General features: G+C 62.6%; 18 protein-coding genes. 7 read left to right on the top strand and 11 right to left on the bottom strand.

Annotated elements, in window-relative coordinates:
• Positions 1-11: 11 nt before the first annotated feature.
• Together CSW57_RS21575 and CSW57_RS21570 are read right to left on the bottom strand one after the other, a co-directional pair.
• Positions 12-743, bottom strand: a complete 732-nt coding sequence (locus CSW57_RS21575) for an SDR family oxidoreductase (protein WP_099384709.1) — start codon at positions 741-743, stop codon at positions 12-14.
• Positions 743-1,960, bottom strand: coding sequence for an acetyl-CoA C-acetyltransferase (locus CSW57_RS21570; RefSeq protein WP_099384791.1), 1,218 nt, complete (start codon positions 1,958-1,960; stop codon positions 743-745). Before CSW57_RS21570 ends, CSW57_RS21575 begins: the two co-directional genes overlap by 1 nt.
• Before the next feature lie 120 nt (positions 1,961-2,080).
• Between CSW57_RS21570 and CSW57_RS21565 the strand changes: the two genes are divergently transcribed.
• The 3 genes from CSW57_RS21565 (at position 2,081) to CSW57_RS21555 (ending at position 5,266) form a co-directional block, all read left to right on the top strand.
• Positions 2,081-2,665 carry a TetR/AcrR family transcriptional regulator gene (locus CSW57_RS21565; protein ID WP_223249427.1) on the top strand — a complete coding sequence of 195 codons (585 nt, stop codon included), beginning with the start codon at positions 2,081-2,083 and terminating at the stop codon, positions 2,663-2,665.
• A gap of 107 nt (positions 2,666-2,772) precedes the next feature.
• Positions 2,773-3,378: a TetR/AcrR family transcriptional regulator gene (locus tag CSW57_RS21560; RefSeq protein ID WP_099384707.1), complete on the top strand. Its 606-nt coding sequence runs from the start codon at positions 2,773-2,775 to the stop codon at positions 3,376-3,378.
• 304 nt (positions 3,379-3,682) lie between these two features.
• The gene (locus tag CSW57_RS21555) at positions 3,683-5,266 is read left to right on the top strand and encodes an MFS transporter (protein ID WP_189339388.1); all 1,584 of its coding nucleotides are present in this window, start codon (positions 3,683-3,685) and stop codon (positions 5,264-5,266) included.
• 116 nt (positions 5,267-5,382) lie between these two features.
• Here CSW57_RS21555 and CSW57_RS21550 read toward each other — a convergent pair whose 3' ends face one another.
• The gene (locus tag CSW57_RS21550; protein WP_099384705.1) at positions 5,383-6,252 is read right to left on the bottom strand and encodes an SDR family NAD(P)-dependent oxidoreductase; all 870 of its coding nucleotides are present in this window, start codon (positions 6,250-6,252) and stop codon (positions 5,383-5,385) included.
• Between the two features lie 488 nt (positions 6,253-6,740).
• Here CSW57_RS21550 and CSW57_RS21545 point away from each other — a divergent pair, with 488 nt between their 5' ends.
• On the top strand, positions 6,741-7,646 hold the full coding sequence (locus CSW57_RS21545) for a TauD/TfdA dioxygenase family protein (protein WP_099384704.1): 906 nt from the start codon (positions 6,741-6,743) through the stop codon (positions 7,644-7,646).
• Between the two features lie 130 nt (positions 7,647-7,776).
• Here CSW57_RS21545 and CSW57_RS21540 read toward each other — a convergent pair whose 3' ends face one another.
• The 5 genes from CSW57_RS21540 to CSW57_RS21520 form a co-directional block, all read right to left on the bottom strand.
• Entirely contained in the window at positions 7,777-8,442 is a 666-nt protein-coding gene (locus tag CSW57_RS21540; RefSeq protein ID WP_099384703.1) for a nitroreductase family protein, read from the bottom strand.
• A gap of 66 nt (positions 8,443-8,508) precedes the next feature.
• Positions 8,509-9,270 (bottom strand): EthD domain-containing protein, encoded by a 762-nt coding sequence (locus CSW57_RS21535; protein ID WP_099384702.1) that lies wholly within the window; start codon positions 9,268-9,270, stop codon positions 8,509-8,511.
• Positions 9,271-9,427: 157 nt separating this feature from the next.
• Positions 9,428-10,768, bottom strand: a complete 1,341-nt coding sequence (locus tag CSW57_RS21530) for an NtaA/DmoA family FMN-dependent monooxygenase (RefSeq protein WP_223249426.1) — start codon at positions 10,766-10,768, stop codon at positions 9,428-9,430.
• Positions 10,765-12,033 carry an MFS transporter gene (locus CSW57_RS21525; protein WP_223249425.1) on the bottom strand — a complete coding sequence of 423 codons (1,269 nt, stop codon included), beginning with the start codon at positions 12,031-12,033 and terminating at the stop codon, positions 10,765-10,767. Before CSW57_RS21525 ends, CSW57_RS21530 begins: the two co-directional genes overlap by 4 nt.
• 61 nt (positions 12,034-12,094) lie before the next feature.
• Positions 12,095-12,883, bottom strand: coding sequence for an NADPH-dependent F420 reductase (locus CSW57_RS21520; protein ID WP_143696592.1), 789 nt, complete (start codon positions 12,881-12,883; stop codon positions 12,095-12,097).
• Positions 12,884-12,931: 48 nt separating this feature from the next.
• Here CSW57_RS21520 and CSW57_RS21515 point away from each other — a divergent pair, with 48 nt between their 5' ends.
• Positions 12,932-13,330 (top strand): MerR family transcriptional regulator, encoded by a 399-nt coding sequence (locus CSW57_RS21515; protein WP_099384699.1) that lies wholly within the window; start codon positions 12,932-12,934, stop codon positions 13,328-13,330.
• A 126-nt stretch (positions 13,331-13,456) separates the two neighbouring features.
• Positions 13,457-13,939, top strand: coding sequence for a DUF4188 domain-containing protein (locus CSW57_RS21510; protein ID WP_099384698.1), 483 nt, complete (start codon positions 13,457-13,459; stop codon positions 13,937-13,939).
• Here CSW57_RS21510 and CSW57_RS21505 read toward each other — a convergent pair.
• A complete protein-coding gene (locus CSW57_RS21505) occupies positions 13,919-15,547 on the bottom strand; it encodes an MFS transporter (protein WP_099384697.1) in 1,629 nt (542 codons plus the stop codon). The genes CSW57_RS21510 and CSW57_RS21505 overlap by 21 nt on opposite strands.
• A 98-nt stretch (positions 15,548-15,645) precedes the next feature.
• Between CSW57_RS21505 and CSW57_RS21500 the strand changes: the two genes are divergently transcribed.
• Positions 15,646-16,329, top strand: a complete 684-nt coding sequence (locus CSW57_RS21500; protein WP_223249424.1) for a TetR/AcrR family transcriptional regulator — start codon at positions 15,646-15,648, stop codon at positions 16,327-16,329.
• A gap of 37 nt (positions 16,330-16,366) precedes the next feature.
• Here the strand turns inward: CSW57_RS21500 and CSW57_RS21495 are convergent, their stop codons facing one another.
• Positions 16,367-17,278, bottom strand: a complete 912-nt coding sequence (locus CSW57_RS21495) for an NmrA family NAD(P)-binding protein (protein ID WP_099384696.1) — start codon at positions 17,276-17,278, stop codon at positions 16,367-16,369.
• 226 nt (positions 17,279-17,504) lie between these two features.
• A partial coding sequence (locus CSW57_RS21490) for a biotin/lipoyl-containing protein (RefSeq protein WP_317615619.1) occupies positions 17,505-19,290 on the bottom strand: 1,786 nt, incomplete at its 5' end.

Here is a 19,290-nt window from a genome sequence, read left to right as displayed (position 1 = left end):
AGACTCCCTCGTCAAATGGACAGGCCGCCATCGACCGGCAGAACCACGCCGGTGATGTATCCGGCTTCTTCAGAACCGAGGAAGCAGACGGCGTCGCTGATCTCGCTGGGATCGGCGAACCTCGCGATCGGTCCGGACACCTCGGCAATCTTTTCTTCGGGAATGGAAGCCGTCATCCGGGTTGCCGCATTGGGCGAGATGGCGTTCACCGTGATCCCGAAGGCCGCCAGCTCCTTTGCTGCGGTCCTGGTGAAACCGATGATTCCCGCCTTGGCTGTCGCGTAGTTGGCCTGGCCACGATTTCCGTGCAAGCCCGTGTACGACGTCACGTTTATGATGCGGCCGTACTCTTGGGCGCGAAAGTGCGGAACACAGGCACGGGTGAAGCGAAAGGTACCGCCGGCGTGGACGGACAGCACCTGCTCCCAGTCATCGTCCGTCAATTTCCACAGAACACGATCCCGCAAGATTCCGGCGTTGTTCACCAACACGTCGACGCGGCCGTTTCGCTCGATGACTTCACTGATGACCCGCTCGACGTCGCCGGTTTTGCTGACATCTGCCGGCAGACCCGTCGCCCCTACTTCCTTTGCGGCGGAGGCGAGTTCGTCGGCGTCGAAGTCGACCATCACGGTGTCTGCGCCCGAATCGGCGAAACGTTGCGAGAGCGCCCTGCCGATACCGCGGGCGGCTCCGGTGACCACAACAGTGCGGCCGGTGAAATCAAATGAAACGTTACCCATCAGGACATCCTCTCGATGATCATGGCCATCCCTTGGCCACCACCGACACACATGGTTTCCAGGCCGAACTGTTTGTCGTGCGCCTGCAGATTGTTGATCAACGTCGTGGCGATTCGAGCGCCCGTCATTCCAAAAGGATGCCCCAGGGCGATAGAGCCTCCCGAAACGTTCAACTTGCTCTCGTCGATATCGAGTTCACGCGCAGATCCGATGACCTGGACGGCGAACGCCTCGTTGATCTCGACCAGGTCGATGTCGTGAATCGACATGCCGGCCAATGCCATTGCCTTCTTGGACGCATCAATAGGTCCGAGCCCCATGATTTCGGGTGACAATCCCGACACCGCGGTGGAGACGATCCGCGCGAGAGGCGTCAAGCCCAGTTGGGCCGCCTTGGTATCCGACATGACGACCAGTGCGGCCGCACCGTCGTTGAGGGGACACGCGTTGCCCGCGGTGACGGTCCCGTCGGGACGGAAGACGGGCGACAATCCACTGACCTTCTCGTACGTGGTTCCGAAGCGTGGTCCGTCGTCACGGGAGACAACCGTTCCGTCTTCCAGCGTGACGGGAGTGATTTCGCGATCAAAATGGCCGGACTTGATTGCCTCTTCAGCGCGGTTCTGGGACCTGACGGCCCATCGATCTTGTTCTCCCCTGGTGATACCCGTTGTCTGCGCGACGTTCTCAGCGGTCTGGCCCATTGCTATGTAGGTATCCGGAATGCGTCCGTCAAGTCGGGGGTCGTGCCAGCGTTGTCCGCCCTTGGCCAACTCCTCGGTCCTCGCTTCCGCATCTGCGTACAGCGGGTTGTGAGTGTCGGGCAGCGAATCGGAGTTGCCTTTGGTGAATCTCGACACCGTCTCCACGCCCGCGGAGATGAAGGCGTGGCCCTCCCCTGCCTTGATGGCGTGAAAGGCCATCCGGGTGGACTGCAGTGAGGACGAGCAATATCTGGTGACGGTGGTCCCAGGCATGAAGTCGTAGCCGAGAGCGATGGCGACGTTTCGTCCCATGTTGAAGCCCTGTTCGCCCCCAGGGAGACCACAGCCAAGGATCAGGTCATCGATCTCGGCAGGATCGAGCTCAGGAATCTCCGCGAGCGCTGCCCGCACCATCTGGGTAGCGAGATCGTCGGGCCTCATCGAGGCCAAGGAGCCCTTGAATGCACGGCCTATCGGCGACCTCACGGCGGACACCACAACAGCTTCTGGCATTGACATCTCCTCAACGCGCTCAGACAGGGAAGTGAACCTAAGCGATTGCTTAGGTAAGCGCTCGCTTATACTGCAATGCACACGGCCGGAAGTCAAGATGCACGAAGCAGACAGGAAGCGGTGACAGTGCAACGTTCGGTGGACACTGCAGCAGTTTCAAGAATCAAACATGCTGCGATCGAGGTGTTTTCGGAGTCCGGCTATGGCGGCGCCTCGACGAGGGAGATCACCAAACGTCTCGGACTGAGTGCCGCTGCGATCTATCCACACTTCGCATCCAAGGAGGAGTTGCTGTTTGCGATCAGCCTGGACGGCCACCGGGGCGCGCTTTCCGCAGTGAGCAACGCGGACAATCCGGCCGACGACTATCCAACTCGATTGCGGTCGGTCGTTTCCGCTTTCGCGCATTGGCAGGCAGAGAACAACGCTTTGGCTCGAGTGGTGCAGTATGAGCTGCACGCTCTCGCTCCCGCCCACTACAAAGTCATCGCGGGACTTCGTCGAAACACCACAGCAGTGATCGCGCACATAGTCGACGAGGGCACATCACACGGCGACTTCAATACGCCGAACCCGCACGACGCCGTCCTCGCCATCTCGTCGCTATGCGTAGACGTGTGCCGCTGGTTCCCCAGCACCGAACATCGCGACCCCGCGCGGCTGGGACTCGCATACGCGAACATCGCGACGAAGCTGGTCACCTGACGGGTGCAGGCTGCCAGGCGTCTCTCCTCTGAGCTGCCCGCACGGGCTGCGGCCATTTGCCCTCGGTGCGATGTGGACGTATCGTCCGCTTTCGTAGAGGAGGTCAGATGGTGGTCCACCAGGAGGCGGCACCGCGGAAGTCGCGTGCTGACGCGGAGCGCAACCGACTGCACATTCTCGACGTCGCGGAGGAGTTCTTCTCCGAGCACGGCGTGAGTGGCGCAATGCAGGACATCGCCAAGAGAGCCGGCCTCGGGCCGGGCACCCTCTATCGCCACTTTCCTACCCGGGAATCACTCCTCGCGACGCTCATGCAGGCCCGCTGGGAGGAGTTGGACGCCCGCAGGGCCGTGATCGAAGCCGAGCAGGGCGACCCCACTGAAGCGCTAGAACTATGGCTGACCGCGCTGGGTGACTATGTGACCGTCTTCGACGGTTTGCCTGGCCCCCTCCGAGAAGCCTTGAGCGAGAACACCTCACCGTTGGCGATCACCTGCGAATGGCTCGTGGAGATCACGGGGCGGTTCCTCGCCGACGCCCAGGCGGCCGGATGCGCCCGTCCGTGGGTGCGGGATCGAGACCTCGTCCTCACCGTGCTCGCTTCCAAGTGGGTCAGTGATGCGCAACTGGCGGACGAAGGATCAAGAGACTCCTTGCGCGCCATCGTGCGAGAGGGATGGCGCACGCAACCACCCGCAGAGCCGACCCCGTAGCCATCCGCATCTTGGCACTTTCGTGGCCTCAGTCACGTTCGCTCGCTCCTCGTTGACAAGCGGACAGTGCCTCCATATCGTTGTTCCCTGAACGGAGACTGCATCCGTTTTTGTCCGGTTCATTGAAGCACCGGTCGACGCCCGGCGGCTCTCAAGGTCGCGGGGGTCACTGCCGGCTGACGGATTCGCGCGTACGGGGAGCCGCCTTGCCCGCCGGCCCGCACTCGATCCTGGCCGCCCACCGGCCCAGGCACGTCGCAGCGACTGAATCATTTCCACACCTCAAGAGATGGCGAGCACACGCATGACCACCCAATCGGCATCTGACGTCGCAGATACGACACCGACGACGCGCTCCGGTGACCGGCTCCCGCCGGGCGTTCTCCTGGTCATCGGAATCCTGATGGTCTCGACGTTCATCGTCTTCCTCAACGAGATGCTCCTCGGCGTCGCCCTGCCCACGTTGATCTCGGACTTCGGTGTCAGCCCGAGCACCGGGCAATGGGTCACGACCGGTTACCTTCTGACCTTGGCCGTGCTGATCCCAGCCAGCAGTTTCGTGATGCGGCGGTACCACATGCGCACGGTCTTCCTGGTCGCGATGTCGCTGTTCATAGTCGGGACGACGCTCGCCGCCATCGCGCCGACATTCGGGCTCCTGGTGGCCGGCCGGGTCATCCAGGCCTCGGGGACCGCCGTCTTCCTGCCCCTGCTGATGACCACGACGATGCGCTTGGTTCCCGAAGGTCGCCGCGGCCAGATGATGGCGATCACCACAGCGGTCCCCGCCGTCGCGCCGGCCCTCGGACCAGCGCTTTCCGGGGTCATACTGTCGGTGCTGAGCTGGCGCTGGCTGTTCATCCTGATGCTGCCGATCGCGATCGCTGCCCTCGCGCTGGGTGCATGGAAGCTCCGCAACACCACCACCCCCGAGCCAGTGGCCCTGGATGTTCCGTCGTTGCTTCTCTCCGCAGTCGGGTTCGGCGGCCTGGTCTACGGACTGTCCCTGATCGGCGAAGCATCCTCCGGGCACTCTCCGATCTCGCCATACATTCCGATCGCAGTGGGCCTGGTGGGTCTGGTGGCATTCGTTTTCCGGCAGATCCCGCTGCAGCGTCGTGACGGCGCCTTTTTGGACATGCGGATCTTCCTCAGCAAGCCGTACACCATGGCCATCTTGGGGATGGTCTTCGTTGCAGGCAACGGAATCGGCCTGCTGATCGTGGTCCCGTTGGTGCTCACCAATGTCACCGGCCTGAGCACCCTGCAGCTCGGTCTCTTCTTGATCCCGGGCGGGGCTGCGATCTCGATCATGGCAGCTTTGAGCGGCCGGGTGTACGACCGCTTCGGACCGCGCCCGTTGATGATTCCCTGTGCCATCATCTGGCTGGGCGTCCTGTGGTTCCTCAGCCAGGTGGACGCGAGCACCAGCGTCATCACGCTTGTTCTCGCGTGGCTGATCTTCACCAGTGCGCAGGCCGCCATGTGGGCAACGCTCACGACGAGTGCGATGGGTGCGCTGAAGGCCGAACTCTATTCGCACGGCGCATCAGCCTTCGCCACCGTCCAGCAGCTTGCGGGCGCCGCTTTCGGTGCGGTGTTCATCTCGGCGTACACCATCGGTTCCGGCGCCAAGGACGCCGGAGTACTGAGCATCGGACAGGCCGAATCCGCGGGTCAAGGGGCCTTCCTGACCGCCTGGGCCATCGGCCTGATCGTGTTGGTGTGCGCCCTGTTCATCCGCCGGACAGCTAGTCCGGTCGGCGGCGGGGCAGCCACCGGGGAGGCGGTCGATGCCGCGCCAGCCACTGCCGGTCCGCTCGACGACGAAACAGCCGGCGAAGCGCCGGCAGCCGACGACGCGATCTGCAAAGCGGGAGCCCTGTGACGAAGCTCGTGCGACCTTGTGCCGTTGTTGGCCGCCTCGACGACGCAGTGAAGAAAGACTGATCGGACTTCGCAGTGCGACTCCGCATCGTCGGTGGTGTCGCCGTGGGTACGCTCCTATTGCTCCGCGACTCGCCCCGAATCCCGCATTCGGCTTGGTCGCCAACCCAGGGAGCTGACAATCTCTAAGTGTTCGCTGAGCTCGCCATCGATTGCTTCCCGAATATCGGCGGTATTCCACCGATCCTTCTTCAAGGTCGGCTCTTTCAACCGTGGATGTTGAAGTAGTCCGAGTTCGGTCGAAGTGAATCGAAAAACTTGTCCGCTGATTCCTTCAGAACGGTCACTCACCAGGTAGGTGACGAGGGGAGCGATCAGCGCCGGATCGGGAGGATTCGGCGCCAAAGATGGTGTCAGCAAGGACATGTGCGTCCGCGCGAAGGGAGCAATGGCGTTCACACGGATGTCATGATCATCACCGTCGAGTGCCCAGCTGTACGTCAAAGACGAGATCGCCCCCTTCGAGGCGGCATATGCCGAGTACTGAGGCATACCGCCGCCTCCGTCGGAGGAGACATTCAGAATGACGCCACCTCCGTGGTCCTTCATATACGCACCTGTCGCACGGCCCATATTCATGGTGCCGAGTACGTTCACCTCCACGATGGCGCGCATTGCTTCCGGATCATCCTCCCAGAAATAAGCTTCATGTATGAGGCCGGCATTGTTGACAACAGCATCGACTTTGCCGAATCGGGAGACGCATGCTGCAACAACGTCGTCGCAGAAGGCGTACTCAACAATGGATCCGACCATTGCCTCTGCACGGCCACCATTTGACTCGATACGCGCAGCCACCTCAGTCACCGCCGACCCCACGTCGGCCAAGAACACTTCGGCGCCGTCTTTCGCCAGTTCGATGGCAAAAGCCTCACCCAGCCCTCGTGCCGCGCCGGTGATGAGCACAGTTTTTCCTGTCAGTTCCATATCAGCTCCTCAAGGTGCGACGCGCGTTCTGTGCGGCCGCCATACGGCGATGATCTGAGCGACGGGTGCATCGGGATTACTGCCGCTCCATTGGAGGGCTCATGCCGGACTGTGCCCAACCCGACACTCGACCTGTGATGAAAATAACTGACATGGTCAGCCATTGCAATGTCAGGCATTTGGCCGAGAGGGACGGCGCGTGAACTCTCGGTCGAGCGCCGACGCGGGATGCGACGCGTTCCAGGTGGTCAACGGCCGACATCAGCGACCGCTCCGCACTCAGGCGACAAGGGTGTCAACCACCTTCCGGCAACGATACCTGGCCAGCGCGACTCGAGGAGACGTTTGCAAACTGTCGGAATGTCTGACTGTTGTAAATTCCGACAGTGCGCTGTAAATTGTGATCTCGTTCACATCAAGTCACCGGGGTCGTCGACAAACTGCCGCGTGACAAGGAACCAGCTTCACCCAATCAAGGAGCAGAGCAAATGCCCGTTGCATGGAAGCCCATCGCCGACTCGTTCGGAGCCATCGTCACCGACGTAGACCTCAGTGCGCCGATCGACAAGGAACTCGGCGGCGAATTGCGGAGGCTGTTCTTCGAACGCCGCGTCCTGATTTTCCCCGAGCAGGACATGTCGCCCGCCGCGCAGGTCGCATTCATGTCCCTTCTCAGCGGCGTCATAGTCGAGCCCGCAATGGCCGTAGGCGCGACCAACTCTGTCCCGAAGAACGACAGGTTTGTGTTCATCTCGAACACGGACAAGGGAACCTACGGCCCCGAGACGGACGAAGTGGTCTTCCACTCCGACTACATGTTCACTCCGGCCGGCGCACTGCAGGCGCAGTCCTGGTACAACATCGAAAACGAAGTGGAGTCGCGGACGAGCTACACCAACATGGTGCGCGCTGCCGCACTGCTCCCTGCCGACCTTCGGGCGAAGGTAGAAGACCTTTTCGTAGTCAATGCGCTCGCGATGACTCCCGGATTCCGCTTCGACTCTCGCTGCCGAATGAGTCGAGTACCGGACGCCCCTCATGCGGTGCATCCCATCATCGAACGGCATCCGGTGACCGGTGATGAGTTCATCGACGTCTCGCCGTTGTTCTCGAGCCACGTCCTCGGATGGGACGACGCGACCAGCGAAGAACTCTTCGCCGAAATCGAGGCGGCTGTATACAAGCCCGACAACATCATTCACCAGGATTGGAATCTGAACGATTTCGTCGCATGGGACAACGTCGCCATTCAGCACAGGTACGTCAGTGCGGATCGCGAGGGCACTCGGACTTTCCGCCGGGTGATCGCGAACCCATACGAACTGAGCGCACTGTGGGCAGGCGCTGAGGCCGCTTTGTGGCAGCCACCCACCGGAGATATCTTCGCGGCCTGAGACTTTGCACTGATCGAGGTCTCCGCACTAGACCACGATCGTTGTTCTAAGGCCACCGGAGGCCCGTTGCCCACCAGAGCCACTGGTGGGCAACGGGCGAAAGTCATCGTCGAACAGACTGCCCAGTCGGCTAGCCGGACCAGCCGTCCCAATGGGTAATCGTCTGCGGGGGTGGCCGTTTCGCCGGCGAGAAGGTTTCTCCGGTGTAATACGCCACCGGAAACAGCGCAGCTTGTGTCACGTCGTCGGGAATGCCCAGCAGATCGGCGACCTCACGCTCACGCATCAGATGTGCAGTGGTCCACGCGGACCCCAATCCACGTGAGCGCAAGGCCAATTGGAAACTCCACGCCGCCGGCAAAATCGAACCGAACATCGACGTCGTGATCGGTCCCGCGAACGGATCTGTCGATTCCGGGATGCGCCCTTGGATACACGGGATCACATGCGCTGGTATCCGATCCAGAATATCGGCCAAATAGTCTGCGTCCGAGTAGATACGGGCCGTCGTGTCATCACCCAGCTTCTTCGCCTCGGCCGCCATGGTGGTGAACATCTCGCCCACTCCGTCGCGATACAGCTCCGCTATCCGTCTCCGCTTCTCGGCATCTGTCACGATGACGAAGGACCAGCCCTGTTGGTTGCTACCAGTGGGAGCTTGCTGAGCGATCGACACGCACTCGAGCAGAACTTCTCGTTCCACCGGCCGTTCCAAATCGAGGCGGCGGCGCACCGCACGCGTCGTCTTCAAGAGATGATCAGTCGCGTCTATATCGACATCAGTTGAGCCGGTCATTTCTGTCTCCTTGTTTTCAGTGGTCGACTGTTCGCCGGCCGCGGTCTCGACGCTGCGGATCGGCAGTCAGAGGGCGTCGACAAACACATATTCTTTTCCTACTGCGTTCGCAGACCCAGCGAAGTCGATGAATTCGGCTTCATCCTCTGCGGCCCTACGGTTCGCACTGTCGATTTCAGGTGCGCGGCGCACTACTGATTGGTCGTACCACATTTCAGCGTGCCCGAGGTAGGGCGGCGCATCCGTCCCTCTGGCATTCCGCAGCATCTCCTCTACGGGTGACTCGAACCGATGAACCTGCTGATAGGCGAGGAGGCCGAGCACAGGCGACATGGACCGAATAAGAGGTCCGTGGACGGTGCGCCAGTACAGTTGCGCTTCTGCGACGGTGAGGTCCGCGCGATGGCGCAGCGTGAAGTGCGCCTTGACGATGGTGCTGTTCGGTCGCGCAACGTATGGCGTCAATGACAAACTGAACTGCGGATATTCGTGCGCGACCCAAATCGGCGATTCGGACATGTCACAGACAGCTTTCTCAGAGGTGAGGATCTCGTCGGCCGCTCGAGACTCCAGCGCCGCGATGAGTCTTTCCTCGGACTCCCACCAGGATTCGGCCACGCCGTCATAGGAAGGCTCCATCGGCCCCCGTGCCTCGGCAACTGCCGTCGGCACCGCATTCCCGTCCCAATGCGTTTGCGTATAGCGAAGAAGGCCGAGCCTGCTCTGATGCGACGCCACCAGGGGTCCGTGCTCGGTACGCCAAAGCTGTTGGAAGTCGGACAGACTCAGTTCCGACCGCCGGCGAATCATCGAGACGAGTCTGATCATTCAAGAACCTCCTGAGTTGGTCGCGCTGACTCCGCTGTCCTGAGCCGGGTCCCGAGTGACCTGTGTGCTCCAGCCTCTTATCAATAGTCTGACAATAGACGACAGCCCGGTGGCTTGTACGCGTTGTCAGTCATCGACGGCAACAGACTGAAGTTCACTACACAGACGTCCGACTACTGGTCCGAGGATCGATGCCGTATTGAGAAGGAACATCCAAGTTGGCCCGCAAGGTGGCGCCCGGGTACTCGGTCGGATAGATGCCTCGCTCCTGCAGGAGCGGAACGACTTCGTCGACAAATGCATCGACGCCGTCCTCGTAGACGTCCGGGGACACCCAGAAACCGTCCGCGGCACCCGCCTCGAACCACTCCTGCATGTGATCAGCATGTCGCACTCCCGGCCCCACAACGGTGGGGTGGAAGTCGATCACACCGTGGGCCAGTACGTCGCGGGGTGACCAGCCAAGCCGGGCGACCTCCAGAGCAATCCCGGATCGGGGGTCTGTGGGCGCCGCACGCGCCGCAGCAAGCTCACGTTCGGTGAGCGGTTCGTCGATCCGGTCCGGGCTCAAGTGCAGCCCGAGCATCGCCCCGAGATGTGGCAGTCGCGCCTCGATGACATCGCCCGCCAACGCGATCCGGCGGTCGATGCCCTCACGGACAGTCGGCGAAACAGTGGTCATCAAACCCGGGAAGTACTTGATCTCGTCTGGATCGCGACCGAACTCGGTTGCGGCGTCACGCACCATTTGACGCTGCGCGCGTGCTTCATCGATCGTCCAGACCTCGGAGATGAACCCGCTCGCGTAGCGGCCCGCGAGGGTGAGCAGGTGCGGACTCGGCCCCCCTGAGGTGAAGATGACCGGTTGCCCCTGCTCCGACGGGGGAATCGCGAGCGGTCCGCGGGATGCGACGTGCTCACCCTGCAGGTTGATGGGCCTCAACTTGGATGGGTCCAGGAAGCGGTCGCCGGCCTGGTCCTTGACCCAAGCCTCCTTTTCCCAGCTGCCCCACAGTGATTGAACGATCTGAACGGCCTCATGCGCGCGCTGGTACCGCTCGGCTCGATCGCTGACCGGACGTCCGTAATTGGCTGCGACGGCAGGGTCGCTGGTGGTGACGGCGTTCCATCCGGCCCGACCGTGACTGATCACATCGAGGGCCTTGAACTGCCGTGCCACGTTGAACGGTTCCTGGAAGGTGGTCGAACCCGTTGCCACGAAACCGATTCGGCTCGTCGCGCGAGCAATGGCCGTGAGCGACACTATCGGGTCGAGGACGTTGCTGATGGTGGCGTGCTCGATGTCGCCTCGCACGGCCGGAAAGTCCGGTGTGAACAAGAACGCGAACAGACCTCGTTCAGCCGCTTGGGCGTATCGGATGCTGGCTTCGATCTCGGCATAGTTGTTCGGATCGACATTCGGTGCACGCCATGCCCCATGGAGATTGCCGTAGCCATCGGTCAATCCCATCGCGAGAATGATCTGCTTGTCGGTCACACCGTCACCTCACTCTTGACGATGCCCTCTGCAGCTTCGTCATCGGGCGACCGTCTGGGCTTGACCAGAACCAAGATCCCGGCGCCGAGAACAGCGGCGAGTCCGCCGAGAATCACTGCGGTCTGTACGCCGACGCCGTCGACGAGTAAACCACCGACAAAGGCGCCCAGTGCAATCGCGACCTGGAAGACTGCGGTTTGCAGCCCGCCGACGCTCTCGAGGTGGCGGGGCTCCGCTCGTGCCAGCCATGTCGAGATGACGGTGGGGAGAGCGCCGAAGCCGACGCCCCACAGTGCCGCGGCGGCGAACAAGGCAACGGCGTTGCCACCCGTCAAGGCAAAGGCGATCATCGAGAGACCCAGGACGAGTGGGAACAGCAATGCCGCGATCCGCAGGGTCCGGTCCGCCAAGGGGCCGGCCACCAGGTTTCCCACCACGATTCCGACGCCGTAGACCAGTAGCAACACGGCGAGCAGATCCGGGTCGAGGCCACCCACTTCATCTGCCGCAGGACGAATATAGGTAAAGCCGGCAAAGTGGCCCGCGCCCATCAGCGCCATGCTGAACAGGCACACCTGGATCAGCCTGGACCGAAAAGTCTGCAGCAGAGGCCGGAATCCACCAGACGGGGCGCTCGGAATTGACGGCAAGGCGACAACCTGCAGGACGGCTGCGATCATGGCCACACCTGCGGCCAGCGCGAAAACGGTGCGCCATCCCCAGATTTCACCGAGCAGCGTCCCCAGGGGGACGGCGGCCACGGTGGCCAGGGACACGCCCACGTTCACGACCGTCAGGCCCAGGCCCAATTTGGACGCCGGGACCAACCGTGCGGTCATCGAAATCGCAAGTGCCCAGAATCCGCCGATCGCGACGCCGAGCAGAACGCGAGCAATCAGGAGAACCGGGTAGCTCGGCGCCACCGCCACCAGCAGGTCCGACGCGACCGCGAGTAGAGAAAGGGCAATCATCAGGTGCCGGCGGTCGATGCGCGACAACACAACTGGGATGACCAGGCCTGAGATTGCCGCCACGATGGCCGTGATGGCAACGGACTGACCGGCAACGCCCTCTGTGACGTCCAGATCTGATGCGACCCGGGACAGCAGACTGGCCGGCAAGAACTCCGACATCACGAGTGCGAACACCCCTACGCTGAGCGAACACACCCCCATCCATGACGCCTTCTGCTGTGTGGCTCCGTCCCCTGTAGGTGACTGACTGCTGCCGGCTTCCTGTGCCGGTGACATGTCTCGGGAGGTCATGACTCGTTCGTCCTCATTCTGGCTGGTTTGTGGTGATAGATGTGGTGGGGTGCAGGGACGGTCAGCTGTAGCAGGCCCGGTTGATGGCCACGAGGAACTTCCCGTCGATGCGGCCACCGGCGGCGATGTACCCACCGATTGCTTCCATCGCAAGATCTCGACGCTCCGGCACGCGGTTCTTGTCGGCGGCTGCGAGCCAGCGCGACATCTCGTCACGTCCACGGTCGGTGCAGTAGACAGGTGCGCCGGGCTGCTGGCGCCAGGAACCCGCAAGATCCCCGGCATCGACAGCGTCGAAGCCGGTCTGCTCTACGAGTGACATCGCGAGCGCTCTGTGGGCATCAAGGTCTGCGGCGACCGGAATGGCCACCCGATGCGGATCACCCGACTCGGTGGCTTTGGCATCGAACGACTGCGACGTGATCGCGTTCCACGCCTTCGCCACCGGGCGCCCGAACAACTCTGAAAGCCAAACGGATTCGGGCTGACCCTCATCGAAGGCGCGAATCGCGCCGTCCCGCATGGGGTAGTAGTTGGACGTGTCGATGACCACAGCGTCCACCGGGGCCTGCCTAACGTGGTCGGCGATGTCCGGGTTGCGGTTCATCGGTACCGAGACGATGAGTACCTCCACTCCCCGAGACGCTTCGGCGGCCGTCACGGCGCGCGCACCGGTGCTCAAGGCTGCGGCCCGGATGGTCTCCGGCCCGCGCGAATTGGCTATTGCGACGTCATGTCCCTGGCGGCCGAGTCGACGGGCGATGGTCGAGCCGATCGAGCCCGCTCCGATGATGCCGATCTTCATGGATCGATTCCCCTTAGAAGCTTCCGTAAGTCCTGACTTCCCCATCCTCAACCTTGCCATTAATGTGAAGGTCAAATCGTCGAAGGAGAACACATGCGAATCGGAGAGCTCTCGGAGAAGACCGGGATACCACGGCGGATGCTCCGCTACTACGAAGAACAGGGGCTGATCACTCCACGCCGTCTCGAGAACGGGTACCGGGTCTATGACGACTACCTGATCGACAGGGTCAAGAAGATCCGCGGCTTGATCGATTCCGGCATCCCTACTCGGATCGTGGCGGACATACTGCCATGTCTTGGCAAACCACAGACAATCGTCGTAGAGAACGCCGATCCGGCACTGCAAGCGGTCCTCGCGGAGGAACGCGACCGGATGAACGAAAAAATCAACTTCCTCACCCACAACCGCGACGCCATCACCGGATATCTCGAAGCACTCGAAAGAGCCGCAGCCCCAGCAGAGGAATCAGGCTTGTCGCAGACGGGGTGACGCCGGCGTGGAGCGCGCCGGAAAAGCAAGCACCACTGCGCCCTACCACTTCAAATGCCTGCGCCCCGCACTGTAACGAAGTTATAGTCTCTTCATCGGGCTATATCTACGAGATCGGAGCGTGAGATGACGGTAATGAAGACGACCCACGATCGGACGTCCGGCGACAACGTCGTCGTGTTCCTGCTGGGAATGCGCCTGAACAAGGTTTGGCGTGTTGATGCGTGGCTGCCTGTATTTGTCGGGCAGTACCGCATGTTGAAGGAACTCTCGCGTGATCCGGACTCCGGGCTACTCGGCTACCGCACGGTGTTCGGCAAAGACGGCGGGACGTCCATCCAGTATTGGCGGGACACCGAATCGCTGTATGCGTACGCAGCTGATATGGCACAACTTCATCGGCCGGCACAGAAGGCGTTCTTTCGCCGCGAGAGGAACGCTGTTGCCGCCGTTGGTATCTGGCACGAGACCTACGAGGTCGCCGCCAGCGAAACCATCTACGGTGACATGCCACCGATAGGCCTCGCCAAAGCTCTCGGCCAGGTACCGATCACCAAAGACACCATGCGCGCCCGGCAACGCCTGGGGTCACAAGAGTTCAACCGGTGACCCTGGATTGCTGGCCGTTGGGTTTTCAGGTCTCGTGCTCGGCTTCTTGTCGTCGGGGCCACCGCCGGCGGCCGGGGCGGTGGGATGGGCTGGTAGATAGATCAGGGTGAGCACTGCGGCGACGGCTGTCACCGCGCCCGCGACCACGCAGCCGGTGGTGAAGCCATCAACAAAGCTCAGCCGTGCAGTGTCGGCCAGGCGTGCTCCTACGTCGGCGCCGAGTTGTCCGAGCGTCGCCGCGGCCTGTTGCGATGCCGCGAGCGCCGCCCCCACCGACTCGCGTGCCGGTTCCCGCAACGGCTCCGGCAGTGAATCGGGCTGCAGGTGGTCGCGATACACCGACAGCGCCACCGACCCGATGACCGCGACGCCCAAAGTCCCACCCAGTTCGCGGGTGGCGTCGTTCACCGCCGAACCCATACCCGCCTTCTCAGGTGACACGACACCCATGATCGCCTCTGTTGCAGGCGTGCTCGTCAATCCGATGCCGGCACCGAGCAACACCATCTGGCCGACGATGGTCCAATACCCGGTGTCGATGGACAGTGTGGACGCCCACCCGAAGGCCGCACTGAGCGACACCAGGCCCAGTGCGACAACCACCTTCGATCCGATGAGGACCGCGAGACGCGGTCCGAGCAACGAGGCGACCGCGATCGATCCGGCAACGGGCAACATTCGCACACCCGTCTCGAGCGCACCGTAGTCGCGCACCGACTGGAAATACTGCGTCACCAAGAAGATGAAGCCGAAGAGCGCAAAGAACGCGCTCGTTACGGCGCCGCTCACGGCGGTGAAACGCAGGTTGGTGAACAGTCGCACGTCGAGCATCGGATGCTCTACGCGGATCTCATGCAGCACGAAGACCACCAAAATGGTTGTGGCGACGGAAAATCCGACCAAGGTCGGGACCGCGGCCCACCCACGATCGGGCGCCTCGATGATCGAGTAGACCAGCGTCCCGAGTGCAACGGTCGACAACACCAGTCCCACGTAGTCCAGCGGTGGAGTCGCCGGGTCGCGCGAGTCAGGCACAAAGCGCAGAGCAAACAGAAGTGTGGCCGCGGCGGCCGCACCGTTGAAGATGAGAATTGAACCCCACCAAAATGATTCGAGCAACGCGCCTCCGACCACCGGCCCGACCGCGACGGACAGTCCCGTGGCAGCGCCCCACAAACCGAGGGCTTTGACCCGTTCGGAGCGCTCGGTGAACACGTTGGCCAGGATCGACAGGGTCACCGGATACACCATCGCCGCGGCAACGCCGGCGACCGCCCGCCAGGCAATGAGGGTCGTGGAATCGCTGCTGAGCGCACCTCCCACCGACGCGATCAGGAACACCCCCAGACCGATGAGCAGCATCGGCCGGCGGCCGAATCGGTCACTGAGCGAACCGCCCGCCAGTACCAGTGCCGCGAACGCGAGGTTGAAGGCGTCGACGATCCACAGCAGATCCCGAGTCGATGCACCGATCTCGGTGGCCAGCGTCGGCAGCGCGATGTTGATGATCGTCGTCGAGACGTTCACGACGAACACCGCCAAGCACAGCGTGATCAGTACAGCGGTCTTGTTGACAGATCGGTTCAAGGACTGGCGAAACGTCAGCATAATGAAGTTATAGCACGGCGACAACGGACTTCCCCCGCCACCGCAATAGGATGCGACAGCCGACAAGGCCGGCGCGGGCAGTGTGAAACCATGTTCTGGTGGCAAGCGCACCGGAGCGGCATGAACCTCAGCTGAACGACTCGGCGCGCGAACGCCTGATCCGGTCGACCGTTGATTTGCTGGCTGAGCACGGCCCTGAGCAGCTGAAAGTCCGAACCATCACCGAAGCCGCCGGCGTCTCAACCATTGCCGTCTACCACCACTTCGGCGGATTGAAAGAGCTGTTGCAGGACGTCGTGGCCCACGGGTATTCACAGCTGGCGACAGCCCTGCACGCCGCCTCCCAGGCCGACGCGGACCCCGGAGTGCAGCTGTTCGCCATCGCCCTGTCCACTCGAGGCGTGGCCCAAAGCAACGCCCACCTCTACGACATGATGTTCGGGTTGTCGACACGAGGCACCTATCGATACGTCGGATCTCCCGAACACAAGACCACGAACGGGTTCGCGACCGCGTACGCCGTGCTCGCGGACGCCTGCGAGAGATTGGCGCAGTCGGGACGGGTCTCGGTAACCGACAGCAACCAGATCGCTGCCGAGTTGTGGAGTGCCGTACATGGTTTTGTCACACTCGAGATGGCCGGTCATTTCGCACACTTCGCCGACCCGGTATCGATGGTGCTCCGACCCATGGCCGTCAACCATTTCGTCGGCATGGGCGACGAACGCGCCCGCGCCGAAGCGAGCGCCAACCGGGCCATGCAGTGGTGGTCACAGCACTAGCGGACAACCGACCGGGGGTCAGGCAACGCACTGGCGATCAGTCGGTGGTACTGGCCGATACCAGATGGCGGTTCTGAGCAGCCCACTGCCGCAACGTGATCGAGGGTCGGCCCGTGACGAACTCCACGTCGTCGCGCACTGTCCCGATGTAGCCCATCCGGCCGTCGATCACCTGCCGGGTGAACTCGACGCCGGCTGCGGCGTACCAGGCCTCTACGCCGGACGCGCCGGTGGCCAGTGAGGCTTTGAACTCCTCTGGGCCGCCTATCTCACAGCGGAACTCGGTACCCAACACCTCGGACAAGATGGCCGCCACCTCTGGTCCCGAGGCCACTTCCGTAGAGAGCCAGTAATTCTTGCCTGCGTGACGCTCAGGTCCTTGACGTAGAACGGTTGCCGCCACCGCCGCGATGTCGCGGGCCGCGATCCAGCCGACCCTGTGCTCACCCCAGAAGACCGAGAACACACCGTTCTCGACCCGGCTCATCGTCGACAGCCCCTCCATGAAGACGTTCGGGTGCAGATGAGTCCACGCCAATCCACTTCCTTCGATGTACCTTTCGATCATTTGATGCCACACGAAGTGGGGATCGGTGACGTCCCAATTGGCGAACACGCCCTGATGCACGATGTGCTGAACGCCCGCCTTCACAGCCGCATCGACGATGGTCTTGCTCTGCGCGAGCATCGCCACGGTGTAACCGGTCAACAGATAGAGCCGGTCGACTCCGTGGAGTGCGTGCGCGAACGTACGCGGATCGTCGAGGTCGAGAAGCACCGCGTCGCGGCCCTCAGATAACAGCTTGTCAACCTGCTCGGGTTTGCGTGCACCATAACGGACCCGAACACCCGTGGAGTCCTGATCGAATTCCTCGAGGATGAGCCTGCCGACCTGTCCTGTTGTGCCGATCACGAGCACGGTTGCCTGCGCTGACTTGGTTGATTCCATGACGTTGCCTCTTTCACTGACTTCGACTGTTGCAGAAGTGCCGGCACTCAGCCGTGGCGATTCTGTTCATTATGGGCGTTCATATGCCCAACCTGGTGGACTTCGTGGACGGCAGCTTCGACACGAACGGTTGACTGCGCGTGTGCGTACACTCCTGACTGCCGGCAAGGGACCCGCTGCTGAATACCTATGTTACTCAAACACATAGAACGCCATCGGCCGTTTCCTATTCGAATTCGACGATGAGGTCGCCGCCTTCGACTTGGGCGACGGTGGTGATGGCGATGCGTTTGATGGTGCCGCCGGTGGGGGTGGTGATGGCGGCTTCCATTTTCATGGCTTCGATGGAGCCGATGGTGGCGCCGGGTTCGATGTGTTGTCCGGGTTCGACCACGGTGGTGACGACTCCGGCGAAGGGTGCGGCGATGTGTTTGGGGTTGCCGGCGACTGCTTTTTCGGCGACGAGGACGTCGACCTTGAGGGAACGGTCACGGACCTGGACCGGTCGGAGTTGGCCGTTGAGGATGCACATCACCGTACGCATACCGCGTTCGTCGGCCTCGCTGATCGCTTCCAACCCGATGAGTAGTTCGACGCCGGGTTCTAGCTCCACGCGGTGTTCGTCGCCGTACCGCAGGCCGTAGAAGAACTGGTTGGCCGACAAACGTGAGGTGTCGCCGTACGCGGTTTGGTGTTCTTCGTAGTCGCGGGTCGGGCCAGGAAACAGCAACCGGTTCAACGTTGATCGTCGGGTCGCGCTGTCGCCGTCGAGGGCGACCTGATCATCGTCAGACAGGTCGGTGACCGGTTTGGCCGGGGCCCGGCCGGCCAACGCCCGGGTGCGTAGGGGTTCGGGCCAACCCCCGGCGGGGTCGCCGAGCTCACCGCGCAAGAACCCGATCACCGAATCAGGAATGTCGTAGGCGGCCGGGTCCTGGGCGAAGTCGTCGGCACTGACCCCGGTGCCCACCAACGCCAACGCCAGATCGCCGACCACTTTCGAGGACGGGGTGACCTTGATCAACCGGCCCAACATCCGGTCGGCGGCGGCATAAGCGTGCTCGACCTGTTCGAACCGGTCCCCCAACCCCAACCCGATCGCCTGCTGACGCAGGTTCGACAACTGACCGCCCGGAATCTCATGGGTGTACACCCGGCCCGTCGGGGCGGGGAGCCCGGACTCGAACGGCGCGTACACCTTCCGCAGCGCCTCCCAATACGGTTCGAGCTCACACACCGCGGCCAGGTCCAGGCCGGTGTCGTACTCGGTGTGCGCGGTGGCGGCAACAATCGCCGACAACGCGGGCTGGCTGGTCGTCCCGGCCAACGCCGCCGAGGCACCATCGACCGCGTCCGCGCCGGCCTGCCACGCCGCCAGATACGTGGCGAGCTGCCCGCCCGGGGTGTCATGGGTGTGCACATGCACCGGCAGATCGAAGTTCTGTCGCAGCGCCGAGACCAGTGTCGCGGCCGCCTGCGGGCGTAGCAGTCCGGCCATGTCCTTGATCGCCAGAATGTGCGCGCCCGCGTCGACGAGTTGTTCGGCCAACCGGAGGTAATAGTCCAGGGTGTACAGGTTCTCGCGGGGGTTGGACAGGTCACCGGTGTAGGACAGGGCGACCTCGGCGATCGTGGTGCCGGTCTCGCGGACCGCATCGATCGCCGGCCGCATCTGATCAACATTGTTCAACGCGTCGAAGATCCGGAAGATGTCGATCCCGGTCGCGGCGGCCTCGGACACGAACGAGCGGGTCACCTGCTCGGGGTACGGGGTGTAGCCGACCGTGTTGCGTCCGCGGAGCAGCATCTGCAAGTTGATGTTGGGCATCGCCTCACGCAGCTGCGCCAGGCGGTCCCACGGATCCTCCTTCAAAAACCGCAACGCCACATCGTAGGTCGCCCCGCCCCAGCACTCCACCGCCACCAACTGCGGGGTCATCGCCGCCACATACGGGGCAACCATCACCCCACCGGGCGTACGCATCCGCGTCGCCACCAGGGACTGATGAGCA

Origin of the sequence: Williamsia muralis, assembly GCF_002735905.1 — a bacterium.
GTDB classification, from domain to species: Bacteria; Actinomycetota; Actinomycetes; order Mycobacteriales; family Mycobacteriaceae; genus Williamsia; species Williamsia muralis_A.
Note: the sequence above shows the minus strand (reverse complement) of the source record. Positions and strands in the feature narration are given on the sequence as shown.